Source organism: Marisediminitalea sp. (genome assembly GCF_984433645.1).
The window spans coordinates 1-21,048 of sequence record NZ_CFIDRX010000005.1 but is presented as its reverse complement, the minus strand read 5'-3'; the positions used below and the strand labels follow the sequence as shown (position 1 = coordinate 21,048).

15 protein-coding genes are annotated in these 21,048 nt (G+C 46.0%); 7 read left to right on the top strand and 8 right to left on the bottom strand.

All coding sequences use genetic code 11. From position 1 onward, the window contains the following. Positions 1 to 441 precede the first annotated feature (441 nt). Positions 442 to 3,003 (top strand): DUF723 domain-containing protein, encoded by a 2,562-nt coding sequence (locus AC4MRN_RS01505; protein WP_491202298.1) that lies wholly within the window; start codon positions 442 to 444, stop codon positions 3,001 to 3,003. Positions 3,004 to 3,151: 148 nt separating this feature from the next. Here the strand turns inward: AC4MRN_RS01505 and AC4MRN_RS01500 are convergent, their stop codons facing one another. From AC4MRN_RS01500 to AC4MRN_RS01485, 4 genes are read right to left on the bottom strand one after another with little or no spacing between them, the layout of a single operon-like run. Further along, complete coding sequence (locus AC4MRN_RS01500) at positions 3,152 to 3,754, bottom strand: hypothetical protein (RefSeq protein ID WP_491202297.1); 603 nt, start codon at positions 3,752 to 3,754, stop codon at positions 3,152 to 3,154. A gap of 3 nt (positions 3,755 to 3,757) precedes the next feature. Next, positions 3,758 to 5,116, bottom strand: a complete 1,359-nt coding sequence (locus AC4MRN_RS01495) for an AAA family ATPase (protein WP_491202296.1) — start codon at positions 5,114 to 5,116, stop codon at positions 3,758 to 3,760. 40 nt (positions 5,117 to 5,156) lie between these two features. Beyond that, positions 5,157 to 5,690: a restriction endonuclease subunit S domain-containing protein gene (locus tag AC4MRN_RS01490; RefSeq protein ID WP_491202295.1), complete on the bottom strand. Its 534-nt coding sequence runs from the start codon at positions 5,688 to 5,690 to the stop codon at positions 5,157 to 5,159. Positions 5,691 to 5,702: 12 nt separating this feature from the next. Next, positions 5,703 to 5,906, bottom strand: coding sequence for a helix-turn-helix domain-containing protein (locus AC4MRN_RS01485; protein ID WP_491202294.1), 204 nt, complete (start codon positions 5,904 to 5,906; stop codon positions 5,703 to 5,705). Between the two features lie 293 nt (positions 5,907 to 6,199). Between AC4MRN_RS01485 and AC4MRN_RS01480 the strand changes: the two genes are divergently transcribed. The 4 genes from AC4MRN_RS01480 to AC4MRN_RS01465 all read left to right on the top strand — a co-directional run bounded on the left by AC4MRN_RS01480 (position 6,200) and on the right by AC4MRN_RS01465 (position 11,410). Beyond that, positions 6,200 to 6,433 carry a hypothetical protein gene (locus AC4MRN_RS01480; protein ID WP_491202293.1) on the top strand — a complete coding sequence of 78 codons (234 nt, stop codon included), beginning with the start codon at positions 6,200 to 6,202 and terminating at the stop codon, positions 6,431 to 6,433. A 503-nt stretch (positions 6,434 to 6,936) separates the two neighbouring features. Beyond that, positions 6,937 to 7,242, top strand: a complete 306-nt coding sequence (locus tag AC4MRN_RS01475) for a helix-turn-helix domain-containing protein (protein WP_491202292.1) — start codon at positions 6,937 to 6,939, stop codon at positions 7,240 to 7,242. Continuing rightward, positions 7,233 to 8,606, top strand: coding sequence for a HipA domain-containing protein (locus tag AC4MRN_RS01470; RefSeq protein WP_491202291.1), 1,374 nt, complete (start codon positions 7,233 to 7,235; stop codon positions 8,604 to 8,606). The genes AC4MRN_RS01475 and AC4MRN_RS01470 overlap by 10 nt, the downstream gene beginning before the upstream one ends. 173 nt (positions 8,607 to 8,779) lie before the next feature. Beyond that, a complete protein-coding gene (locus AC4MRN_RS01465) occupies positions 8,780 to 11,410 on the top strand; it encodes a DUF2339 domain-containing protein (protein WP_491202290.1) in 2,631 nt (876 codons plus the stop codon). 35 nt (positions 11,411 to 11,445) lie between these two features. On the opposite strand, the gene AC4MRN_RS01460 is transcribed toward AC4MRN_RS01465, so the two are convergent. The 4 genes from AC4MRN_RS01460 to AC4MRN_RS01445 form a co-directional block, all read right to left on the bottom strand. Next, on the bottom strand, positions 11,446 to 11,922 hold the full coding sequence (locus AC4MRN_RS01460) for a GNAT family N-acetyltransferase (protein ID WP_491055812.1): 477 nt from the start codon (positions 11,920 to 11,922) through the stop codon (positions 11,446 to 11,448). 94 nt (positions 11,923 to 12,016) lie between these two features. After that, a complete protein-coding gene (locus AC4MRN_RS01455; protein WP_491202289.1) occupies positions 12,017 to 13,513 on the bottom strand; it encodes a tryptophan halogenase family protein in 1,497 nt (498 codons plus the stop codon). Beyond that, positions 13,510 to 15,087: a tryptophan halogenase family protein gene (locus tag AC4MRN_RS01450; protein ID WP_491202288.1), complete on the bottom strand. Its 1,578-nt coding sequence runs from the start codon at positions 15,085 to 15,087 to the stop codon at positions 13,510 to 13,512. The genes AC4MRN_RS01455 and AC4MRN_RS01450 overlap by 4 nt, the downstream gene beginning before the upstream one ends. Before the next feature lie 110 nt (positions 15,088 to 15,197). After that, positions 15,198 to 18,197 carry a TonB-dependent receptor gene (locus AC4MRN_RS01445; RefSeq protein WP_073318321.1) on the bottom strand — a complete coding sequence of 1,000 codons (3,000 nt, stop codon included), beginning with the start codon at positions 18,195 to 18,197 and terminating at the stop codon, positions 15,198 to 15,200. Positions 18,198 to 18,654: 457 nt separating this feature from the next. Here AC4MRN_RS01445 and AC4MRN_RS01440 point away from each other — a divergent pair, with 457 nt between their 5' ends. Further along, positions 18,655 to 19,992, top strand: coding sequence for a GH1 family beta-glucosidase (locus AC4MRN_RS01440; RefSeq protein ID WP_155016484.1), 1,338 nt, complete (start codon positions 18,655 to 18,657; stop codon positions 19,990 to 19,992). 12 nt (positions 19,993 to 20,004) lie between these two features. Then, positions 20,005 to 21,048 (top strand): MFS transporter (locus AC4MRN_RS01435; RefSeq protein ID WP_491202287.1); only part of this gene is annotated, 1,044 nt, incomplete at its 3' end.

Genomic DNA, 21,048 nt, shown 5'->3' with positions numbered 1-21,048 from the left:
TTAAAGCACTTCACTATTCATGACTTCAGAAGAACGTTCCGAACCTTCGCGGGTCAACTAGGTTTCAATAGGGATGTTTTAGAGCGTTGTTTAAATCATAAAATAGACAGTATGGCTGAGATTTATGACCAAGGGGACTATTTTGATAAAAGGCGAAAGGTTCACGAGGCCATATGCTCCGCTCTTCAAGAGGCATTATGTAAATAGCTGGGAAAGTGTAAATTTTAACTGTTAGTTTGTTTCGTGGGGTGTTATCAAATCTGCCAGTCGTGTATATGACAATTTCATTCGGTCAGGAATAATTCGTTACTCCCTCCAAAAGAGTTTAAAAATGTTAGTAAAGGAGAATAGTGATTTTCAGGTCTACAATCATTAATATAAGTTATTTTTCTTATTCAGAATATGGCCGTTAATCAACGTCACCTACAGGGAGCAACGTAGATGCCTAGAAAAATGTCCAATGATGACTTTGTCAATAAAAGCAAGCATCTCTACCCTAATCAGTTCGATTATCGCGACTGCCTCTACCAAACCGCAAAAATCAAAGTACGCCTGTACTGCCTTTTACACAGAAGTTGCGAGGAGCACACCGAAGTTCCTGTTGACGTTAGTCCCGACCACCACCTCAATATAAAAAAAGGAAGCGGCTGTAAGCGATGCAAACAAGAAGAGGCAGCCAAAAGGTATAGCTACACACTTTCGGATGTAATAAAAACTGCAAGCACTATATATGGTGATAAATATGACTTTTCTCATGCTATTTACATCAATGCCCATCAACGTATTAAGGGCGTATGTACTGAGCACAGCTTACCTTTTGAAACGACGTACAACCAAATCAAACAAGGAAAGTGTGCGGGCTGCGAGAAATGCAAATCAATAAAGCTAGAACGTAAAGGAAAGTCTATCTCCGCATCAAAAACAACTTCTTTCATAAATTATGTAGAAAAGGCAAAAGGTATACATGGAGAAAAATACCAGTACCGAGAAGACCTCTATAGAGGTTTAAGTAAAGACTTAACGTTCGATTGCGTATCTTGTAAAAACTCTATTACAACTCGTGCCAGTCGGCATCTTGAGGGAGTTGGATGCCCCAACTGCTTTCCGCGCATGCATTATATTCCGTTCGATGAGTCAGATGTCATTCAGCATATCGATAGCGTCCAAGAAGGTCATTACCATGTGAAGTTAAAAAAACGAGCTCCAAAACGTACCGACTCTGTTTTTACAATCCAATGTAAAGCACATATGCCAAAACCTATAAAAATTAGCTTTGGGCAGGCAAGCAGAAAACAGCGTTGTTTAACCTGCGAGCCTAGAGTCTCACTAAGCGTACGTAGGAAAATGAAGAAGCTTATAGAGAATCATCCCCAGCTCGACTTTTCAAACTACGCACTATCTGAGCATGAAAAATACGTTAGCTTCGCATGCAATTCCCACGGTAATAAAACATTGCCCATTGAGGTTGTAAGGAAGTATGGATGTACTCATTGCTTACAGGAAAGCAATGAATCTTATTTTTTTGACAACCTACCCGATGAGATTAAAAATCGGACGAGCTATTCCAAAGTTCAAATATCCCATACTCCTCTTGCTAACCAACGACTACCGCTCGAATGTATTAAACATAACAGGTCATATGAACAGTATGCCAATATACACTTGGATGGGAAAGAAGGTTGTCACGCATGTAGAGGCGAGAAGATCACCAATGCGAAAAATCAAAATGCGGTTTTAAATCAAAGGAGAAACATAGAAGATTTCCTTAAAAAAGCAATAAACATACATGGTGACGGCCATTACAGCTACCCATTCATCGAAGACGAGTACTTTTTAAAGGGCGATGAGATAACGATACACTGCAACATTCATGACGAAGATTTACCTCGTTTCCCGGCATCTGAGCACATTACAAATGGCAAGTCAGGGGGCCGGGGGTGTAAAATGTGTAAATCTGACCAAGCTCGGGGACGATATAGAAGGCCCTGGAATGACGTTATCAAAGCATTTTCTGCTGTCGGACTTCATATTTTATCGGATGAAAATGAGTACGAAAATGGAAGGACTAAACTACTCGTTGAATGCCAGAATAACCATGTGAATCGCAAACAAATAGAAAAGGTTCTCACCGCTAAACAAGGTTGTCCGGAATGTTCTGGTGGAATCGGAGAGGAAATCACTCGTATTCTGCTGTCAGCTTATTTCGATATTCAATTTAAGAAGGTTCGCTTTCAATACAAGCATTATCCGTTCTTAGAACTGGATGGGTACAATAAGAAACATAAGCTTGCGTTTGAATATCAAGGCGCACCGCACATTCTTAGAAAATTTCATGATAGTGAGGATAAGTGGCTAGCGCAGCTAAAACGTGACGAAGATACTCGCCAAATGTGCAAAGAAAAAGGGATCACTCTTATCGAAATTAAGCTGTTTAACGAATACTCGTTCAATAAAGAAGACGTCCTAGCTAGATTGCATGAGGGAATGAACAATGCTGGTATATCTCTAGATGCAAGTAAACTATTAGATATAGACAGCACAATTGAAAAAGTAACAAAGGGAACAAATAAGCTAAAAGAAATAAAAAAAATAGAGCATGAACACAATATTACACTTGTTAGCGAGTTAGTCTGGAAAGGGCAAGATAAATCTCACCATTGGCAATGTAATACGTGCAAGCATAAATTTTCAAACTCACTGTATCAACGAAAAATCGCAAAATATAAATGCTGCCCTAAGTGTTCTAGGAAAATCGGTTCGGAAAAGAAAAGGGCAACTCATAGTCAACAAGGTGCAAAGTACCTGACCAAGCTTTCTCAAACTACCCACCAACAAGGTATCAAGCTTACCACTAAGGAATGGATAGGCTCGGGTTATGAAAACCTATATGAAGGTGAGTGTAATTACTGCCGTAAGCCAGTTACCCCCTTTAATCGAAACCAATTATCAAGGAATAAAATCCTTTGCGATTGTGAAGGATGGGCAAAGGTTCACAGAATTTGAATTTCCCTCGGGTTGTTAGAATCCAACACGCGCAGCCCATTATATTGGGCTGTTTTTCTTAAGAATTGGTGTGTGCTGCTTTTAAGCAAAAATATTAAAAAATGTCGTTCTTAATAGAAGGGAAGAACGAGACAATGCGATTAGGTCTCTAGCCATTTACGGCGCCCCTTACCAACTGCCCCAGGGAAATATAGCCTGTCTTGTAAGCTTTAGGGGAAATCACCTCAATATGATAATCAGCCACATTGGTTGATGTTGCATTGGGCCGATATGTGGCTCCTTTACGTACTGCGCGACTGTCTGTTACGCCAATTGCTTTCTTTATCTGTACATTTCCAGTCGTAATCCCATAATGGCAATTAGCCATTGCTAAAAGATAATTTAGGAACAATTCTGAGTTATTGAGCTGCCTTTGTGTCGCTTCTGGCTTTGGTTTGTCCGATTTAAGATCAAAAACTAAGGCATATGGTTGCTCCTCATCTAACCATAGAATGATCAAATCACAACCTTTATTCACCCCCTTATCATTACCTACATTAACGTAAGGTGAGAGCTGCTTAAACCATCGGTTCTCAGAGCCACCGGGTTGATAATCTAAAGTAAACGCAAATGCATTTTCGGGCATATTGGTGATATATAACTTCTTGATTTTACTATCAGCTCCATTTTCCTTAAGTAACAGTTCTTTTTTGGCAGTGTTGCTTTCAATAACCACATCAGGATTGATGATTTCCTTCATTGCTGCCAGCATATATCACTCCTGGATACCGTAGTAAATTTTATCAGCCAATTCGTTGGCATCGGCGATAAGGTTGTCGAACACTTCCATATTGATGCCATATTTATCTACTTCTACGGGGTGAATTAGGTGGTCATCTTTTAAACTGTATGCCTTAATTTGCGCTGGTTTAAGCAAGTCTAAATCAGTCATCTTAGCTAACTTCATGATCTGTTTTTTGTTTTGCACGCTCAAATTAAGCATCACGCGGTTGTTGAGTTCACGGATCAAATAATCGCTATGAGTCGTCACCAAAACTTTCACACCAGAGTTTACTAAACGGGCTAATAGCCCGGCCATTTTGCGCTGGTTATCTGGGTGGAGGTTTAGCTCTGGCTCGTCGATGATTAACATGCCATTCTTTTCGGCCAGCGAGTTAATGTAGAGGTCTATTAAAAAAAGCGACTTAATTGAGGAGGATGCCACATAGACAGGCACAGCGACTTTATCGCGACCTTTTTCTTTCCGCGGCATATACATAACTTGTTTATCAACCGCTTTATATGACCCCCCCATCAAGTTTTGTAATGCATCACGAATCGGTTTGCAACTCTCAACTTCTTCGCGGATAAAACTTTTTCGCTTGCATAGGTTCTCGTATTCACGCACCACATTAATATTGTCGTGTATTGGCTGCGCATAACGTGAGCGCATACTGTTTAGCAATTCGATTGGATTCACTTTGTCGCCACTAGTAAGCTGTTCGATAATAGCGTTTTTGCTGATATCCAGCTCTTTATAGAACAAAGCAATGCCGGTACGTTCTGATGTCACCACAAAAGGCCGCGGTATTAAATCCGCAAACAAACAATCAGCAATATGATCACTTATTACATCATCCAAAATCCGGTTAGGAACACGGCTGCCATTTTTCGTTTGGAAGGTTACAGATAAGGCCGATTCATTTTTGGCCTTTAAAAAGCTTAACTGCTCTGACTGCCCAAAACTCACCGTTTGCTTAAACTCATTAGTAAAGTCAAATACAAGCTGGTCATGGCTAAATTCGGCTTTTGCACCATTAAAAAAGTCTTCTTGAACATTAAAGTAACGCGGCAAGTTTTCGGAAAATTCTGAAGAGGCATTTTTAAGGTAACTAGCCAATTTCGCTTGATATTCGGTTAATTCAATCAATAACGTACCTTCATCGCGCAGCTTTGCTAACCGTTCACGCGATACCGACAAATCAACCCACTGCTTAAAATGGCGCAACAAGCCATAGATGGCATAGCTAATATAGGTTTTCCCCATATTATTGGGACCGCAAATCACTGTTAAATCACCCAGCTCAACGGTGCCTTTATCTATACCGCCTAAGTGTGTAAAGTTAAATTTCATATTACCTCCTGATTAAGCGGTGATGTGTAACGTTTAACATTTAGCTCGCCTCCCCAACGGTGACTTGTCCGTTCATTAACGTGGGAAGAAACCAGTATCGTAGTGAAGCGAGCTTTCCGTTTTCCAGATAATTTCTTAAAATTTGTCCAATGAAATACTTTGTCACTTCATTAAATTTATTCAACAACTCTTCACTTGGATAAACATGCCAGAAGTTAACTGCATCAATAGAGCTTAAGTTTTTTTGAGAACTGCCTGTAGCGATTTTTTCCAATCTTGCTCTTGATTCAGGCCTTAAAAAATATAAATAAAAATAGTTTTTCCATTTCTTATCACAAATAAACTTACCCAGATCTTCATTATCAAGTAGTAGTTTTACATCTTCTAACAGTCGACCAGCTTCAGCTTCTTCAATACCCGGGTTAATTTTGCTATTAGCGGTTTTAAATAATTCACGGAAGATATTAGTATCTAGGTTCCAGCTTTCTCCTTTAGGTGATAAGTACTGGTAGCCTAGACGCATTAAATGCAAAATACTTGGAATATTAACTCGAGAATCTTCATTAAACTTCATAACATTCCTTGTTTATTTTTCTGTGAGCTCAAGCAGCTCTCCTACGTCACAATCAAAGAGCAGGCAAATTTTTTCAATAGTCTCAAGGTCAACCTTTTGTGCGGTTTCACGGTAAAGCAGAGTTATAGTATTTCTACTCAACCCTGTCTCTCTGGCAACGTCCGCAATTCGCATTTTGTGCTCGCCCATTAGTCTTGCGAGGTGACACTTAATCACTGATTGCTCCAAACAAATATGTTTATTTCACCAGAATAACATTCAACACTTAAGAAGCAATTTTTAAAGTTGAAATGACAAAATTAAGCATTAAGCCCTAAACCACTTCGTTCAAATCCTGTAAAGCCATAAATCGGAACCCCGCAAGCGGGGCCCCCTTGCTTCGCAACCCTTCGGGCGATTTCTAGCTTGACTGGCTTTTCTCTACGTAGTGCGTGTTGGGCATGAGGTATGGCGCGCCTTTAGGCGGCAAGCGCCTAAAACTTACCAACCTCATAGCAAAAGGGGCTTCTATGAAATCTATGGACTTTATAAACAGGGCTAAAAAAGTAGAATTTGCTGATATAGCAAGGTCAGCAAAGCCGATTGAACGTACCACTCTTAAACACGTTCGGGCTACCGATAAATGTTACCTGGTTAAAGCAGGCAGTAAGTTACAATTTTGGATCACTCGTGAAGATTGTTTGTTGTCTGTGAATGTCTCTTTGCACTCACCATTTTGTGTTTGTACTGATGCAGATAGTTAGCTATGTTTCCCATATCCCAACTTTCCCAGTTAGAAATTGAGTATTTTTTTTAATTTTTTCATAAATTTTTTCGATTTCTTTATGGTGAGTACACTGGTGAGCAAGAGAGGGTTGAAACGAGCAAAGAGCACCTTGCAGGCCTTGATGTATATGGATTTGCCAAATTTAAAACGATAAACAGATTCAGAATATTGAATAACGCTTCAATCTGATTCATGTCGTTAAACATATCCATAGAACCGCCGTGTAGGCGGTTTTATTTTTTCAGGTTGTTGATTAGAGGCTGTGGCACTCACCACCGTAATGGGCTGAATTATAGTCATGCCTAAACGATTGACATGTCCGGATACTCACAACATCACACTCAATAAATCACCGATATCGGTTAATTATTGATTTGAAATTGGCGCAGACCCATAAAATCACCGTTAACGGTGAATATACTTGTTATTCGTAGATTTCTTACTATAATCACCGATACTAATGAATATTAGAGCAGGGCGATGGCAAAAAAAGTCACTAGTTCAAAAATGCCTGAGGCAGAATTTATTGAAAACGCGCATGTTTTGGGACAACTGATTAAGGCAAAGCGCACAGAGATGGGCATGAAGCTCGCCGATTGCGCCGCGCTATGCAATGTGGGTATCAATACATTATCTCGCATAGAAAATGGCAATGATAATTGCACCCTGGCTGCTCTATTTGCCGTGCTACATGGACTGGGTATCAAACTTACCTCACCGTTGCTTTCACCTGAATCTCTTAAAAAGCAGGATGACTCAAGTAACAGTGATAGCGAGTGGGTATAAAAACCATGCCAGCAGATAATATTACTCCACCATCAGAATATACGTTGCTTATCCAGTTGGCAGCTCGCTGTATTGGAAAACTAACCCTGGATAAAAGCACCAACCTGCTCAAACTTGAATACGAGCAGGATTGGCAGCAAACAGGCTTTCCACTCTCTCCTGCACTGACGTTAAATAATGTCCATTCTCCCGAAGTCGCCTACAACTATCTCGACAACGCACTACCCGAAGGAGAAGCGCGCAAACTCCTGTCTGAGCACCTCGGCGTCTCTGAAAAGAATGTCTACTCCCAGGTGCGAGCCATCGGCAATGATTTGGCGGGAGCCTTCTCATTTAAGGCAAGTAGACAAAAATCATACAACGCATCAGAAACAACTGGGCCGCAATTCAGAGTAATTGAACCTGACGAACTAACCAGGCGCCTGGCCAGCAAGGAAGATATTGGTCTGTTAACATGGGACGACAAACCACGACTGAGTGTGGCTGGCGTACAAGACAAGCTCAACATATTCATTAACGAGCAGGGGAAACTTGGGTTTGGCGACGGGACGTTATGTTCAACCCATATACTCAAGTTTGAAAAGCACAATTGCCCCAATCTTGTACTCAACGAATACTTCTGCATGAAACTGTCTAAGGCAGCAGGCCTGCCTACCGCAGAAGTACAATTTACTCGCTTCGAACAATACCCTGCACTGATTGTAGAAAGGTTTGATCGTAAATATGCACCTGAACAATCAAAAGTGTTTCGCAGACATGTGATTGATGGCTGCCAGGCACTGAACCTACCACGTGACTACAAATACGAGCGAAACTTAGGTGATGGAAGAGATGTGCGACATATTCGGGATGGCGCAAGCTTGCCCCGACTCTTTGAGTTAGCACATACAATGACATCGCCTGTTGAGAGTCTTCAATGGCTCATCAATTGGCAACTGTTTAATTTAATGATCAGCAATTACGACAGTCATGGTAAAAACGTCTCGGTGTTTTTTGATAAGCACAATAATCGATTTACGCCTGCGTATGATTTAGTCAATGTTGCCATGTTCCCGCAGTTCAAACATATGCTCGCAATGGCAATAGGCGATGAGTTTGAACCGACAAGTATAAACGCATACCAACTGGCTGATTTCGCAGAAACCTGTGGAGTGAACAAAAAGCTTTTGAGCCGCCAGTTAAGTGATTTGGCTGATAACGTTATAGCCATACTGACGCAACAGCCATTTATTGAGACAATAACGCAAGAGACGCACTTCACCGAAGACGACCGACATTACATGGCTGAGGTGCAAGCGCACATTCTCGCACGAACACAGCACCTTAGATCACAAGCGCCGGACATACCGAGTATCGAAGTATGAGAGCGAACAGTTGCTTTAGCTTCACGCTAAATACGTGCAAACTTCTGGAAACCGTCACAGGTATTCCTACATCAACAGCCATAACTATCAGCCCCATCACCATTGCATATTGCTGAAATATCGCGCACAGTGATACCTCATAAAAAGAAGAAAAGCAGGGACCTGGTCTAGGTATGGAAACCGAACTTATTTCAATTCTGTTTAATGTGTTTTTGCTTATTGGAGTGTTGATTGCTTTTAAAAGTCGTCAGCAAATCAGCGCCTTACTACATCAAATTGGTTTGCTACAGAAAACCGTTGAATTACAATCCCGGCAAATCGAGGAATTAAAACGGCATATCAAGTCTCAGCCGTATGAACCAGTTAACGATATGGCGAAGCCTGTCGTGTCAACGCCACAAAGAGCGGTTACGGTGAATCCCCCACCGAAGGTATCCGCTAAACCTACTGCACCCGTTGCATCACCCACTTCTTCAGCAAAGTCTGCTAAGCAACCGCCTAGGACGGTGAGCACCTTTGATTTTGAAGCCTGGCTAAGGGGGAATGGCATTTTTTGGTTGGGCGCAGCGGTGCTGGCCATTGGCGGGATCTTTTTGGCTAAGTACTCTATTGAAGCTGGCCTGATGCCACCATCGGTCAGAGTAATACTGGGCGCATTGTTTGGCTGCGCTTTAGTGGCCGCAGCAGAGCTGGCCAATCACTTCAAAACACGCCTTCGTATTAACACGCCTTATATTTCCGCAGCACTGGCCAGCGGCGGGGTGATCACCTGCTTTGCCATGGCATTGGTCGCATTCGATTTTTACCAATTTATTTCGGCCAATGTAGCGTTTGGTGTGTTAGCCATTATCTCGCTGGCTTCAACCTATTTAGCACTGCGCTTTGGCCCGGTGCTGGCTGGGGTAGGGATCATAGGTGCCTATGCGGTACCGGCTCTGGTTTCCACTGGTTCCAATAACGTATTTGCCTTGTTGCTGTATGTAGCATTTGTTTCGCTTTCTGCGGTTTGGGTAGCTGAATATGTTAAACAGCGCTGGGTGTGGTGGCAGGGTTTTGCGGGGCACTTTATCTGGTTTGCTATTGCAACGGTAATGGCCTCCACCAGCGACGTGTGGATCCTGTTTGTATTCACCCTGGTTTCGCTTTATTTGTTTGTTTTATCTGGCGTATTAGGCTGGGCATTAAAAGGCACTATGACTGCTGCGCTGTCCGTGAAAGACTTACTGATGCCCAGAAAGGAGCAAGCAGGTGTCGTGTTGTCACTCTGGTTGCTGTACGTGTTTATTATGCTGAGTAACCCCAATGATGTACTGGGGTGGGTTAACTTGTTGCTTGCAGGCGTTATGCTGGTAGCAGCTTTCAGACACAGTGCTCTGGATACCTGGCCGTTCTTAATGCTCTTATTTGCACTGCTTTCCTATGAAAATATGCATGACCTGGCTTCTTTCGAGGATGGTTTATTCCCCTTTAGCGGGCGTTATTTATTCGCGCAGTTGGTTACCTTATCAGGCATTGCCTTTAGTATGTTCATGCTATTGCGCTTTGCCGATCGCCCGGCATATTTGCTCCTGTTGGTACTTACGCCGGTAAGTATGTTGGGGGTAAGCTATGTTACCGCGCCAATTGAGGCTGAAACCTATTTGTACCCGCTTTGGGCGTTGTATATGGCACTCATTGGAGCTGGCGCATCGATAGCCGCTGTGAAATCCCATGTGCCTATAAGGCAGGTCACTTATCTGATACTCGCCAACTCTATGCTGGCACTGTGCTTTACCATGCTGTTGTCTGCCAGTACGTTAACATTGGCTATTACCATGCAGGTAGCGTCGATGAGCTATCTGAGCTGGAAATTCAAAGTGAGAATCCCGGACTGGTTGTACAAAGCCGCCTTGCTGGTAGTGATTTGCCGGCTAACTCTATCTCCCTGGATAGCGCACTACAAACACGAAACCATTCTCGGTATCCACTGGACCCTGGTTGTGTACCCACTGGCACTTGCTCTCATTGGCTTTGCGATCAAATACAACCCATCGACTTCGATGCGCGCATGGCTACAAGGCGTCATGCTGCATATTGTGGCGTTGCTGGTGACCACCGAAACCAGCTACCTGCTAACCGGCGATTACCCGGATTTTGTAAATCTGAGCTACGCAGAAACGATATTGCTTTCGCTGAACTGGCTGGTGCTCTCTGCCGTATATTTTTGGCGAAGCCACTTGTCTGGCTCGCTAAGCGGATTGTATCAAAAAGCGGGCTTTGCCCTCATGGCCCTGGCAACCTTGCTTCAGTTGGACATCTCTTTGGTGCATTCGCCCTTTATCACCCAACAATTTGTTGGTGAAGGTTGGGTGAACTGGCTGTGGTTACAATGGCTAATGCCCGCTGTGGTGCTGGCTATTGTGATGAAATTCCAGTTGCTCCCAAAACAATACAACAACGCCATACTGGGCGTGATTGCCGTGCTTGGCTTCCTGTTTATTAATGGAGAAATCAGGGCCCTGTTTAACCTTGGCTACCTGCGCCTAGGACCTCCCATGCAGCAAGCCGAGCTATATACCTATTCCGTAGTGTGGCTGGCTATCTCAACCCTTACTATTTACCTGGCCCAGCTTCGTGAAAACAGTACGCTTGTCAAAGCCGGTTTTATTGGGCTTGCGGTAGTGTTACTGAAAGCGTTTGTGGTAGACATGGCACATCTGGAAGGGTTATTCCGCGCACTGTCGTTTATTGGCCTGGGACTTTGCTTGGTCGGGATTGGCTGGCTGTTCCAGAAGATGCAGAAAAACGAACCTGAGCCTGTCTAATCCCTTTTGCAAACCAGTTTTTTGGGATGCAGACTTCAGGCTTTTGACAGCAACATATCTACGTGCGGAATACCGTCTTCCAGGTAGTCCTCTGACTGGCGGGTAAATCCGAAGCTCTTATAAAAGGCTTCCAGATACACCTGCGCGCCTATCTGAATATCTTGTCCGGGCCAGGCTTGCTCACAGCCCTTCAGCGATTCGGCAACCAAGGCATGGCCCAGCTTCTGGCCTCTTGCAGACTCAGCAACAGCAACCCGGCCGATACTGACCTGGGGATAGCTCACTCCCGGCGGTAGTAAACGCGCATAGGCCACCAGCTCTGGCTCAGATTGACCATCATCCAATCGCTCATAACCAAGCAGGTGATACACATCTTGCTTGGTATCTTTGTCGTCCAGTTCCGGATACGGGCAGTTTTGTTCAACCACAAACACATTGGTGCGCAGTTTTAACAACGCATACAGCTGATGAGTAGTAAGCGATGAAAATGGCAGTAACGTCCAGGTGATCATGATGTATCCCCCATAAAGGCAAAACAGACAGGCAAAAACTAAAAGGCCGATTAAAGCAAACTTACCGGCCTTCAGGCAATCACTGCGTTACCGGTCACATGCCGAGGTACTGTTTTAAGAAATCGCCGTGAGCAGGTAGCGCTTGAACTTGCTGAGACACATGCTGATGCAGGCCATTCATAAAACGAGTGAGCTCTTCAATGCTCATTTCATCCGCCACCCGGTGATACTGCTCAGGCACTAATCCTTGACCTAACATCACCTGTGTCCAGGAATCGACCCGGAAGATATCCCCATCGTCCAAGAACACCCGGCCAGTTTCTTTAAACAGATTGATTTTGTGGGTCAGGGAGTCGGGGATCGCCATGCGCTGGCAGTGTTGCCAGAATAGCGAGTCGTCCCGATTAGTGACTTTATAGTGCATAACAATGAAATCGAGGATCGCGGCCATTTCACTGTTGTACTTGTTGTTGTATTCATCGATAGCGCTTTGGGTTACACCATCGAACGGGAACAAACGCAGCAGACGAATGATACCGGTCATGATCAGGTGAATGCTGGTGGACTCAAGTGGTTCGATAAAGCCACTGGCTAACCCCAGTGCCACACAGTTTTTATTCCAGCCCAGGCGGCGTTTGCCTGGGGTAAATTGAATCACCCGGGGGTCGTTAATTGGGTTGCCGGTTACCTGATCCATCAGGGTTTGCTTGGCCTGCTCATCACTCATATAGCGACTACAATACACCAGCCCATTGCCCACGCGGTTTTGTAGCGGGATTTGCCAGCGCCAACCGGCTTCATGGGCAACAGAACGGGTAAAGGGGGCGGGCGCTTCAACGCTTTCAGTTTGCATGGCAACCGCGCGGTCGCAGGGTAACCAGTGTGACCAGTTTTCATATCCGGTATGCAGTGCCTGCTCGATCAACAAGCCCTTAAACCCGGTGCAGTCGATAAACAAGTCGCCAGCCAGATTACGCCCGTCTTTTAGGGTTAACGACTCAATATCACCTGACGTGACATTCACATTGACCTTGTCGATGTCGCCCTCTACATGAGTAACGCCAAGCTTTTCAGCAAACTGCCGCAGGAATTTACCGTAGGCCACTGCGTCGAAATGGTACGCAAAGTTAATCGGCATGCGTTCGCTCATGCCAAACTTGTATTGCTGTGCAGCCTTCAATTCAAAGCAGTAGTCGCCAAATGCTGAGCCCAGGCCTTCCTGCTGCGCGCGCATCCAGAAATGGTGAAATTCACCTGCCCAGCATTCGCGGCCGGTAACGCCAAAGGAGTGGATATAGGCATGATCAGGTTCGCGCCAGTTTGCGAATTCAATACCCAGTTTAAAGGTGGCATTGGTAGCGCGCATAAAGGCTTTTTCGTCTATGCCCAGCAGTTTGTGGAAAGTGCGAATAGGCGGAATCGTTGCTTCCCCCACACCGACAATACCGATGTCTTTCGACTCCACCAGCGTTACGTTGACAGACTTGCCAATTAATCGAGACAGGGCTGCTGCGGCCATCCAGCCAGCCGTTCCGCCACCGGCTATGATGACGTTGTTCACGTTGTTTGAAGAGTTGCCAGGCTTGTTCATAACGTCGCTCCGGATGAGTGTTTATGGCGTTCACGGATAGCGTTGAGTAACGCCCGGTTATCGGGTAACCCCTGACCAAATTGCATTAGTGTAGCCTGTAATTTTTGAGAAATCGCACCAGCGCGTTTTAGCATATCGCTGGAATCGGCTAGCGCAGGTGACTGGGTTTTAAAGCCCATGCCGTACAGCACAAACTGATAGCTGGCAGAGGGAAATATTTCTTCGTTTTGCACTACGTCGTAGCGTGACGGCGGCTGATATTGCCACAGCGAGAGCAAGCTTTTCAGTGAATCTGGCCAGGTTGCCGGATCGCGATGGACATTCCAGTAGGCATCGTTGGTGCGTTGGTTAATGGCATAGTGGAGTTTCACAAAGTCAATGACCCGCGCCCAGCGGTAGGCAAAGCGTTCGTTATAGCGGGCTGCCAGAATACGCATGTGATCGCGATTTTGCGGAAATTGCTCGCATAACATGCGCACACCCAGTTCCACCATGGCAACAGCCGAGGCTTCAAGCGGCTCAATAAACCCGCTGGCCATTCCCAGCGACAGGCAATTGTGGGTCCAGAACTCACTGCGATAGCCGGGTGAAAACTTCAGCTGTCTGCACGTAGCCTGTTCCACCACATCGTGTGGGAGTCGCTTAGTTAAATACTGTTTTAAAGACTGTTCAATGTCCTCTGCAGACGCAAAGTCACTGCTGTATACCATGCCCACACCCCGGCGGTGTTGCAGGCCAATATCCCAGCTCCACCCCTGTGGGTGCGCGGTGGCAAGGGTAGTGGAGGCAATGGTGTTGTCCTGCTCATGGTAGGGCACCTGTACAGCCATAGCCGAATCGTTCAGCAAAATGTCTTTTACCGAGTGCCAGGGCACATTGTAATGCTTGCCTGCCAGCAACGCCGACTGCCCGCTACAGTCAATAAACAAATCTCCCTCAAGGATTTGCCCGCATTGGGTGGTTAGTGCCTTGATATCGCCATTGTGATGACTAACCACCTGGTCGATGTGTGCTTGTACATGACGAACGCCTAACTGGTTAACGCAATGATCTGACACCATTTCGGCCAACCTGGTGGCGTCGAAGTGATACCCGTAGTTCAGTACGTAGGCATAGTCTGGCGTGGCCAACTGCTTGGGCGCTTTGTGCTGTTCGCACAGCTCAGGCTGGACACTGAAAGCGCGATCGTATGGCTTATTGCTGTGAAGCGCTTGCCAGCAGGCGTGTACATCAATTTCGGTGTAACCTGCCGGATTGGTGAAGGGGTGATGATAACGGTCGTGCTCACTGCCATCGCGCCAGCCCACAAAGGTGGAGCCTTGCTTAAACGACGCCTGGCAATGGGTGATGAATGCCGATTCCGACAAGCCAATTTCGCGGAGTGTGTCACGAAGTGAAGGCCAGGAACCTTCGCCTACGCCAATGGTACTCACATCAGGCGACTCAATCAGGGTGATTTCAACGCCCCGATGACGTTCGCCCTGTTTGCCGAGTTTGGCTGCCAGCATACCGGCACATAGCCAGCCCGCGGTGCCGCCACCGACAATCACAACTTGTTGAATAGGTGCATTCACAACTGCATCCCCTTCACGTAAATTCTGTATAAACGTGACCTACTTTAACGCAAAAATGACGCAGGGGGGTCACTTCCCTGCGTCATTCCACTTATTGCTATGAGTACGTGTTAGAACTTGTAGCGTACGCCAACGGCATAGCGTGCACCCAGTTCATCCAGTCTCCATAGCATGGCACTCGTTCTGCCATGACGGCGGGCATTTTCTTCAGTAATGTTGATCCCTTCCAGCGACACAGTCAGGTCTTCGCTGAAGTCATAAGACACGCTGAAGTCGATTTGCGAATAAGCTTCGGTGTAACCCGGCTCGTTCACATATTGCGATGTTGTGTCCAGGAACTTGTCACGCCAGTTATAGGCGATACGCGCCTGAATACCTTCTTTTTCGTACATCAGGATCAGGTTAGCGGTATCACTCAAACCAACGAGGGCAAACTGGGTTACCGACGGATCAGCGTTGTTGTCAAAGCCGATATCACCCGTAACGGTGGTGTAGTTACCCATTACGCCAAAACCACTCTCGCCAAAGAAGTGCTGTGCCGCCAACTCGAAACCATAGATGTTGGCCGCGCGGTTGTTAACCGGCTTAGAGTTAATGAAGGTCATTAACGGATCATCGGCATTTGGCAGTACATCGTAAGCAGCTTCAAACTGCTCGTCGGTCATTGAGTCATAGTCGACGCCATTTTCCATTGCAGCCACCATGTTGAACAAGGTGGTGTCACTTAATGGAATGCCTAAGCGCTCCAGTTCAGCAGCAGCAGCCTGTGCACGAGGGCCGGCAGTCGCGTCGCGCAGACCAAAGATGTTCTCTTCAACCTGTTCGTTACCAATGAAGTTTTTCACGCGCTTGTCGTAGAAACCTAATGACACATAGCTGGTTTCGTCGAAGTAGTACTCGAACGACAGATCCAGGTTATCTGATTCCAGAGGCACCAGCGCAGGGTTACCAGAACTTGCCGTTGCAGTAGCACCGCCCGTTAACAGCGTCGGACCGCTAGGTGGTGATACCGTCGCTGCTGCACTCAGATTGTTATACGTTGGGCGAGCAATGGTTTTGCTGTAAGAGAAACGGGCAATCATGTTCTCTGCCACTTCGATATCAAAGTCCAACGCAGGCAAGATGTGGTCGTAGCTTGAATCCACGCTTACGTCTTCCATGTCGCTACCAAAGCGCACGTTGAAGTCGTTATTACCTTCCCAGGCAATACCACTTGGCAGACTGATGTTCGCAATTGAGGTCACATCGGTATTTTCATATCGTACACCGGTTAACAGGTTATACGGCATGCCATTAAGTTCACCGTCTAAATCAAACTCGAAATACACAGCGGTAATGTCTTCTTTGATAGTACGGTTGGTGGCAAACGGGTTGTCAGCAACTAAGTTAAAGCCGTACTCAGATGCAGCAAATGCACCCAGTTCAGCCACGCTACCGGTAAAGCCCTGAGAAAAAATACCGGTGGTATTAAAGTCGCTGAACTCCTTCGCCAAATCCAGTGGCGTCAGGATACCTGCTGGTAATTCACCTGGGTTTTCGATACCCCAGTTACCCATAGTGTGACGAGTCAGGGATTGCAGCGAGGTGCTCTCCATAGAACGAGACTCGATACCGAAGTTAATGCTGCCAGAGTCCATTGCATATGAACCGTCCAGGCGAGCCTGGGTGATTTCAGTATCTTGTAGCGAGTAGTTCATATCCAGGATAGACGTACCTACGTCGTCCTGATCAAGCACACCATTGGGGTTCAGGTTGCCACGAGCAACATCGTCGTAATCCACCAGCATGATGGGGAAGTCACCGCTGAAGTCAGCACCCTGACCGCGCACTACGTTTGCACCCAAGCCTAAGTTTGTCCAGGTACCGTAAGGTGCATCCGGACGACCTTCTGCTGATGAGTTGTGGAAGTCAAATTCCAGGGTTAAATCGTCATTGACAAAGTACTCGATGTTCAGGCCAATTGATTTGTTTTCATTAACCTGATTGAGTTCCTGCATAGCCAGACCTAAGTCACGAGGCAGTAAGTCACGACGTTCCTGCGTAATGTGGATAGGCGTTTTTACCGTTTCATCGTCAAACGTTAGCTCGGTGAAATAACGGTCGTCCATCCAGATAGACTGTTCAGCACGCGCTTCGAACAGATCTTGTTTTGAATAGGTGTAGTCCAGCGTCGCTACCATATTGTCGCTTGGTGCATACTGGAATGTCAGCTGAGCGTTGGTTCTTTCACGCTCTCGGTCAGCCATGAAGTAACGTAGATCAGACGGGATAGCGAAAAGCTGACCCATTGCTGGTGCATTGTTCAGTACAACCGGGTCGCCACTGTCCGGATTAGATGGATCCGGAGATTGCGGAATAGAGCCGTCAAATGGATTAACACGCCATTGGTTTACGAAAGCACCTTGTGACGCGCTGTCACGTTGCTGGAATGAACCTGTAAAGGTAAAACCAAAGGTTTCATCATCGCTGACGAAGTTGATCATGCCTGAGACTTCAGGTGTAACATCATCGCCAACGCGGTTGGTTGTATCAGTTAGTGCTTTAGCACCCACACTTGCGGTAAAACCGGTTTCAGCGGCATCAAACGGACGCGAAGTACGGATGTTAATTGATGCACCAATACCACCTGTCGCAATACTTGCACGGCCAGTTTTGTATACTTCAACCGCGCGAACACTTTCTGACGCCAAATCAGAGAAATCAAATGCACGAGAGTTCGGTGCACCACCGCCGCCCGGCAACGCAGAGCCTGGCATGGTTCTGCCATTCAGAGTAACCATGTTGAAGTCGGGTCCGAAACCACGGGCCGTAACCTGATTACCTTCGCCGTTATTACGGCTAATAGAGATACCTGTAATACGTTGTAATGATTCTGCCAGGTTGGTATCGGGGAACTTACCAATATCAACCGCAGAGATAGCATCAACTACCCCGGCTGAATCACGTTTGATGCCCATTGATTCCTGAACACTGCCGCGAATACCGGTTACCTGAATAACTTCAACGTCATCCTTTGCGTCCTGTGCATGTACCGGGAACAGTAAACCTGATCCCAGTATTAAAGACAGACTGGTCGCAATTTTGGTTTTCTTAAGAATTGTGTGTGTCACCGTCTTTCTCTCTTCATTTGTTGTGCTTGAAATTAGCGCTTTCAAGAAAGGGCTTTCTCAGCCCTGTGCACAAATAGGCACACCCAACAAGAAAGCGCTTTCTCAAGCTATAAGATCACCCAATAAAGATCAACATATTTTTTACATTACCAAAATTTCATAATGCGATTAGTTAACAAAACACATGACAAAGTAAGAATTTTATAGTTCAAATACAGATATATAGCGTTACATAACTCAAGTGATTTGAAATTTACGTTTATTTAAAAAAATTTTCACTGGTTAAATAATTTACGATAATTTAAAGAAAGCGCTTTCTCGCAATCTTCAAATTATGCTATAAACCAAACACATTTTACGCTGCCGTTCTTTTTTGTCAGTTTTACGGGCAGCATCACAACTAACCGTTCAGGTGAATAACGGATGTCCAACCTGGCTCTTAGGAACGCTCAACATCATGAAAACAATTAATCTTCCACTGGACAGCGCACTTCGCGACCGTTCTTTTTTATTTGGCACCGCAACGTCGTCGTTTCAGATCGAAGGTGCGGCAGACAGCCGACTGAAATCGATTTGGGATACCTTTTGCGAACAGGAAGGCAAAATAGCTGACAAAAGTGATGGTTTGATCGCCTGTGAGCATGTCGCTCGATTTAAAGAGGATGTCGACCTTCTTCAGGAAATGGGAGTTGATGCCTATCGGTTTTCCATCTCGTGGCCAAGAGTGATGCAACAAAATGGCGAACTCAACCCACAGGGCGTGCAATTTTATATCGATTTATTGGACGAGCTGGCCAGCCGGGGGATTCAGGCTTTTGCTACGCTTTATCACTGGGACTTACCACAATACCTGGAAGACCTGGGCGGTTGGTTAAACCGCGATACCGCCTATGCATTTCAACAGTATGTGGAAAAAATCACACAGGCATTAGGCACCCGGGTTCAGGCCTACGCTACATTTAATGAGCCTTTCTGCTCTGCCTATTTAGGGTATGAGATTGGTGTGCATGCACCGGGCAAAACGGGTCGAAAGCAGGGCAGGACCGCAGCACATCATATCCTGCTGGCTCATGGACTTGGCATGCAGGCGCTTCGCGAACACGCCCCACATGCGAAAAACGGTATTGTGCTTAACTTTACGCCTTGCTATCCGGTGTCGGAAAAACCTGCAGATCAGCTTGCCACAATTTACGCCGACGAATACATAAATCAATGGTACATGCAGCCCGTAATGGAAGGCAGTTACCCACCTGTGTTAGAAAAATTGGCCCCTGAAGACAAACCCGACATTCAGCCGGGTGACATGGAAATCATCTGCCAGCCACTGGATTTTCTGGGCGTCAACTTTTATACCCGACTGACCTATTCCGCAGCCGAAACAAAGGGCGAGCTATACACAGAGCATGCGCATCGGGAGCCCAAAACCGATATTGGCTGGGAAATTTATCCCCAGGCATTTTACGATCTACTGACGTCGCTGAATGCCCGCTATGATTTACCGCCCATCTACATAACAGAAAATGGTGCGGCAATGGCTGACAAGCTCGTCAATGGCGAAGTCGCCGACAACGACAGAATCGATTACTATGAAGCGCATTTGTGTGCATTGTCCGATGCCATAGATGCGGGTGTTAATGTCGCTGGTTATTTTGCCTGGAGCCTGATGGACAACTTTGAATGGGCAGAAGGCTACGTGAAGCGGTTTGGATTGGTTTATGTTGATTTTGAAACCCAGACCCGTCTGTTTAAGCACAGCGCACACGCTTATAAGTTGTTGTTAGCACAGCGTTCATAAAGGAGTAAGAGCATGTCTCAGTCACTTAGTGTAAAAGAAAAGATTGGTTATGGGCTGGGGGATGCTGCAGCAAATTTAGTATGGCGTGGCGCGCTGGCGTACCTTGCCGTATTTTACACCGACACCTTCGGCATAAGTGCGGCGGCAGCAGCCATGTTGTTCCTGGTGGTGCGGCTGTCTGACGGCGTAACCGATATCATTATGGGCATGATTGCGGACCGCACAAATACTGCAATGGGTAAGTTTCGGCCCTGGATATTAGCGTCTACCCCGTTTCTGGGATTATTCATGATCCTGTGTTTTACCACCCCGTCGTTTTCAGACACGGGTAAACTGGTATACGCATACATCACCTACATTGGCCTGACCCTGGCGTACACCGCAAACAACGTACCTTATTCAGCCCTTATGGGGGTAATGACCGAAGATGACCACGAACGTACCAAGTTATCTGGTTTCCGGTTTGCTGGCGCGTTTCTTGGCGGATTACTGGTTATGGGCTTTCTGCCTATGCTGGTTGCCTTTTTCGGCGGCGACGGGGAAAACGACGCAATAGGTTACCAGTACACCATGTACGTATTTGCCGCACTCCTGGTTGCGCTTATGCTGATCACGGTATTTACGACCAAAGAGCGGATTACCCCGCACCAGCAAGCCAAGACCAGCCTCGGTAAAGAATTAGGGGATCTGTCAAAACAACTGCCGTTTATCTTAATACCCCTGTCTGCCATTACCGCATTCTTTTATTACCGGGACTTAATGACCGGGGCAGCGTTTGTCATTGTGATGCTTCTTAGCTGGTGGTTCGTCAAAAAGTTAGTGGCGCGCCCGGAATCTCAGAATTCGCGTTCTCAACAAGACATCATAGACTTGCTGACCAATAAACCCTGGTTGATTTTGCTGGGCATGGGCTTTTTAACCATGATGTTTAACGGTATCCGATACGGGGTTATTGCTTATTACTTCAAGTACTTCCTGAACGACGCATCACTCACCGGACAGTATTTTATTGTGCTGCTGGTGGTGTCTATCGCCGGGGCTTTTGCTACCCCGTGG

Bases quoted from the DNA above. Each gene is read 5' to 3' on its own strand.
- AC4MRN_RS01505 (WP_491202298.1), top strand. From the start codon at position 442: ATGCCTAGAAAAATGTCCAATGATGACTTTGTCAATAAAAGCAAGCAT.
- AC4MRN_RS01500 (WP_491202297.1), bottom strand. From the start codon at position 3,754: ATGCTGGCAGCAATGAAGGAAATCATCAATCCTGATGTGGTTATTGAA.
- AC4MRN_RS01495 (WP_491202296.1), bottom strand. From the start codon at position 5,116: ATGAAATTTAACTTTACACACTTAGGCGGTATAGATAAAGGCACCGTT.
- AC4MRN_RS01490 (WP_491202295.1), bottom strand. From the start codon at position 5,690: ATGAAGTTTAATGAAGATTCTCGAGTTAATATTCCAAGTATTTTGCAT.
- AC4MRN_RS01480 (WP_491202293.1), top strand. From the start codon at position 6,200: ATGAAATCTATGGACTTTATAAACAGGGCTAAAAAAGTAGAATTTGCT.
- AC4MRN_RS01475 (WP_491202292.1), top strand. From the start codon at position 6,937: ATGGCAAAAAAAGTCACTAGTTCAAAAATGCCTGAGGCAGAATTTATT.
- AC4MRN_RS01465 (WP_491202290.1), top strand. From the start codon at position 8,780: ATGGAAACCGAACTTATTTCAATTCTGTTTAATGTGTTTTTGCTTATT.
- AC4MRN_RS01460 (WP_491055812.1), bottom strand. From the start codon at position 11,922: ATGATCACCTGGACGTTACTGCCATTTTCATCGCTTACTACTCATCAG.
- AC4MRN_RS01455 (WP_491202289.1), bottom strand. From the start codon at position 13,513: ATGAACAAGCCTGGCAACTCTTCAAACAACGTGAACAACGTCATCATA.
- AC4MRN_RS01440 (WP_155016484.1), top strand. From the start codon at position 18,655: ATGAAAACAATTAATCTTCCACTGGACAGCGCACTTCGCGACCGTTCT.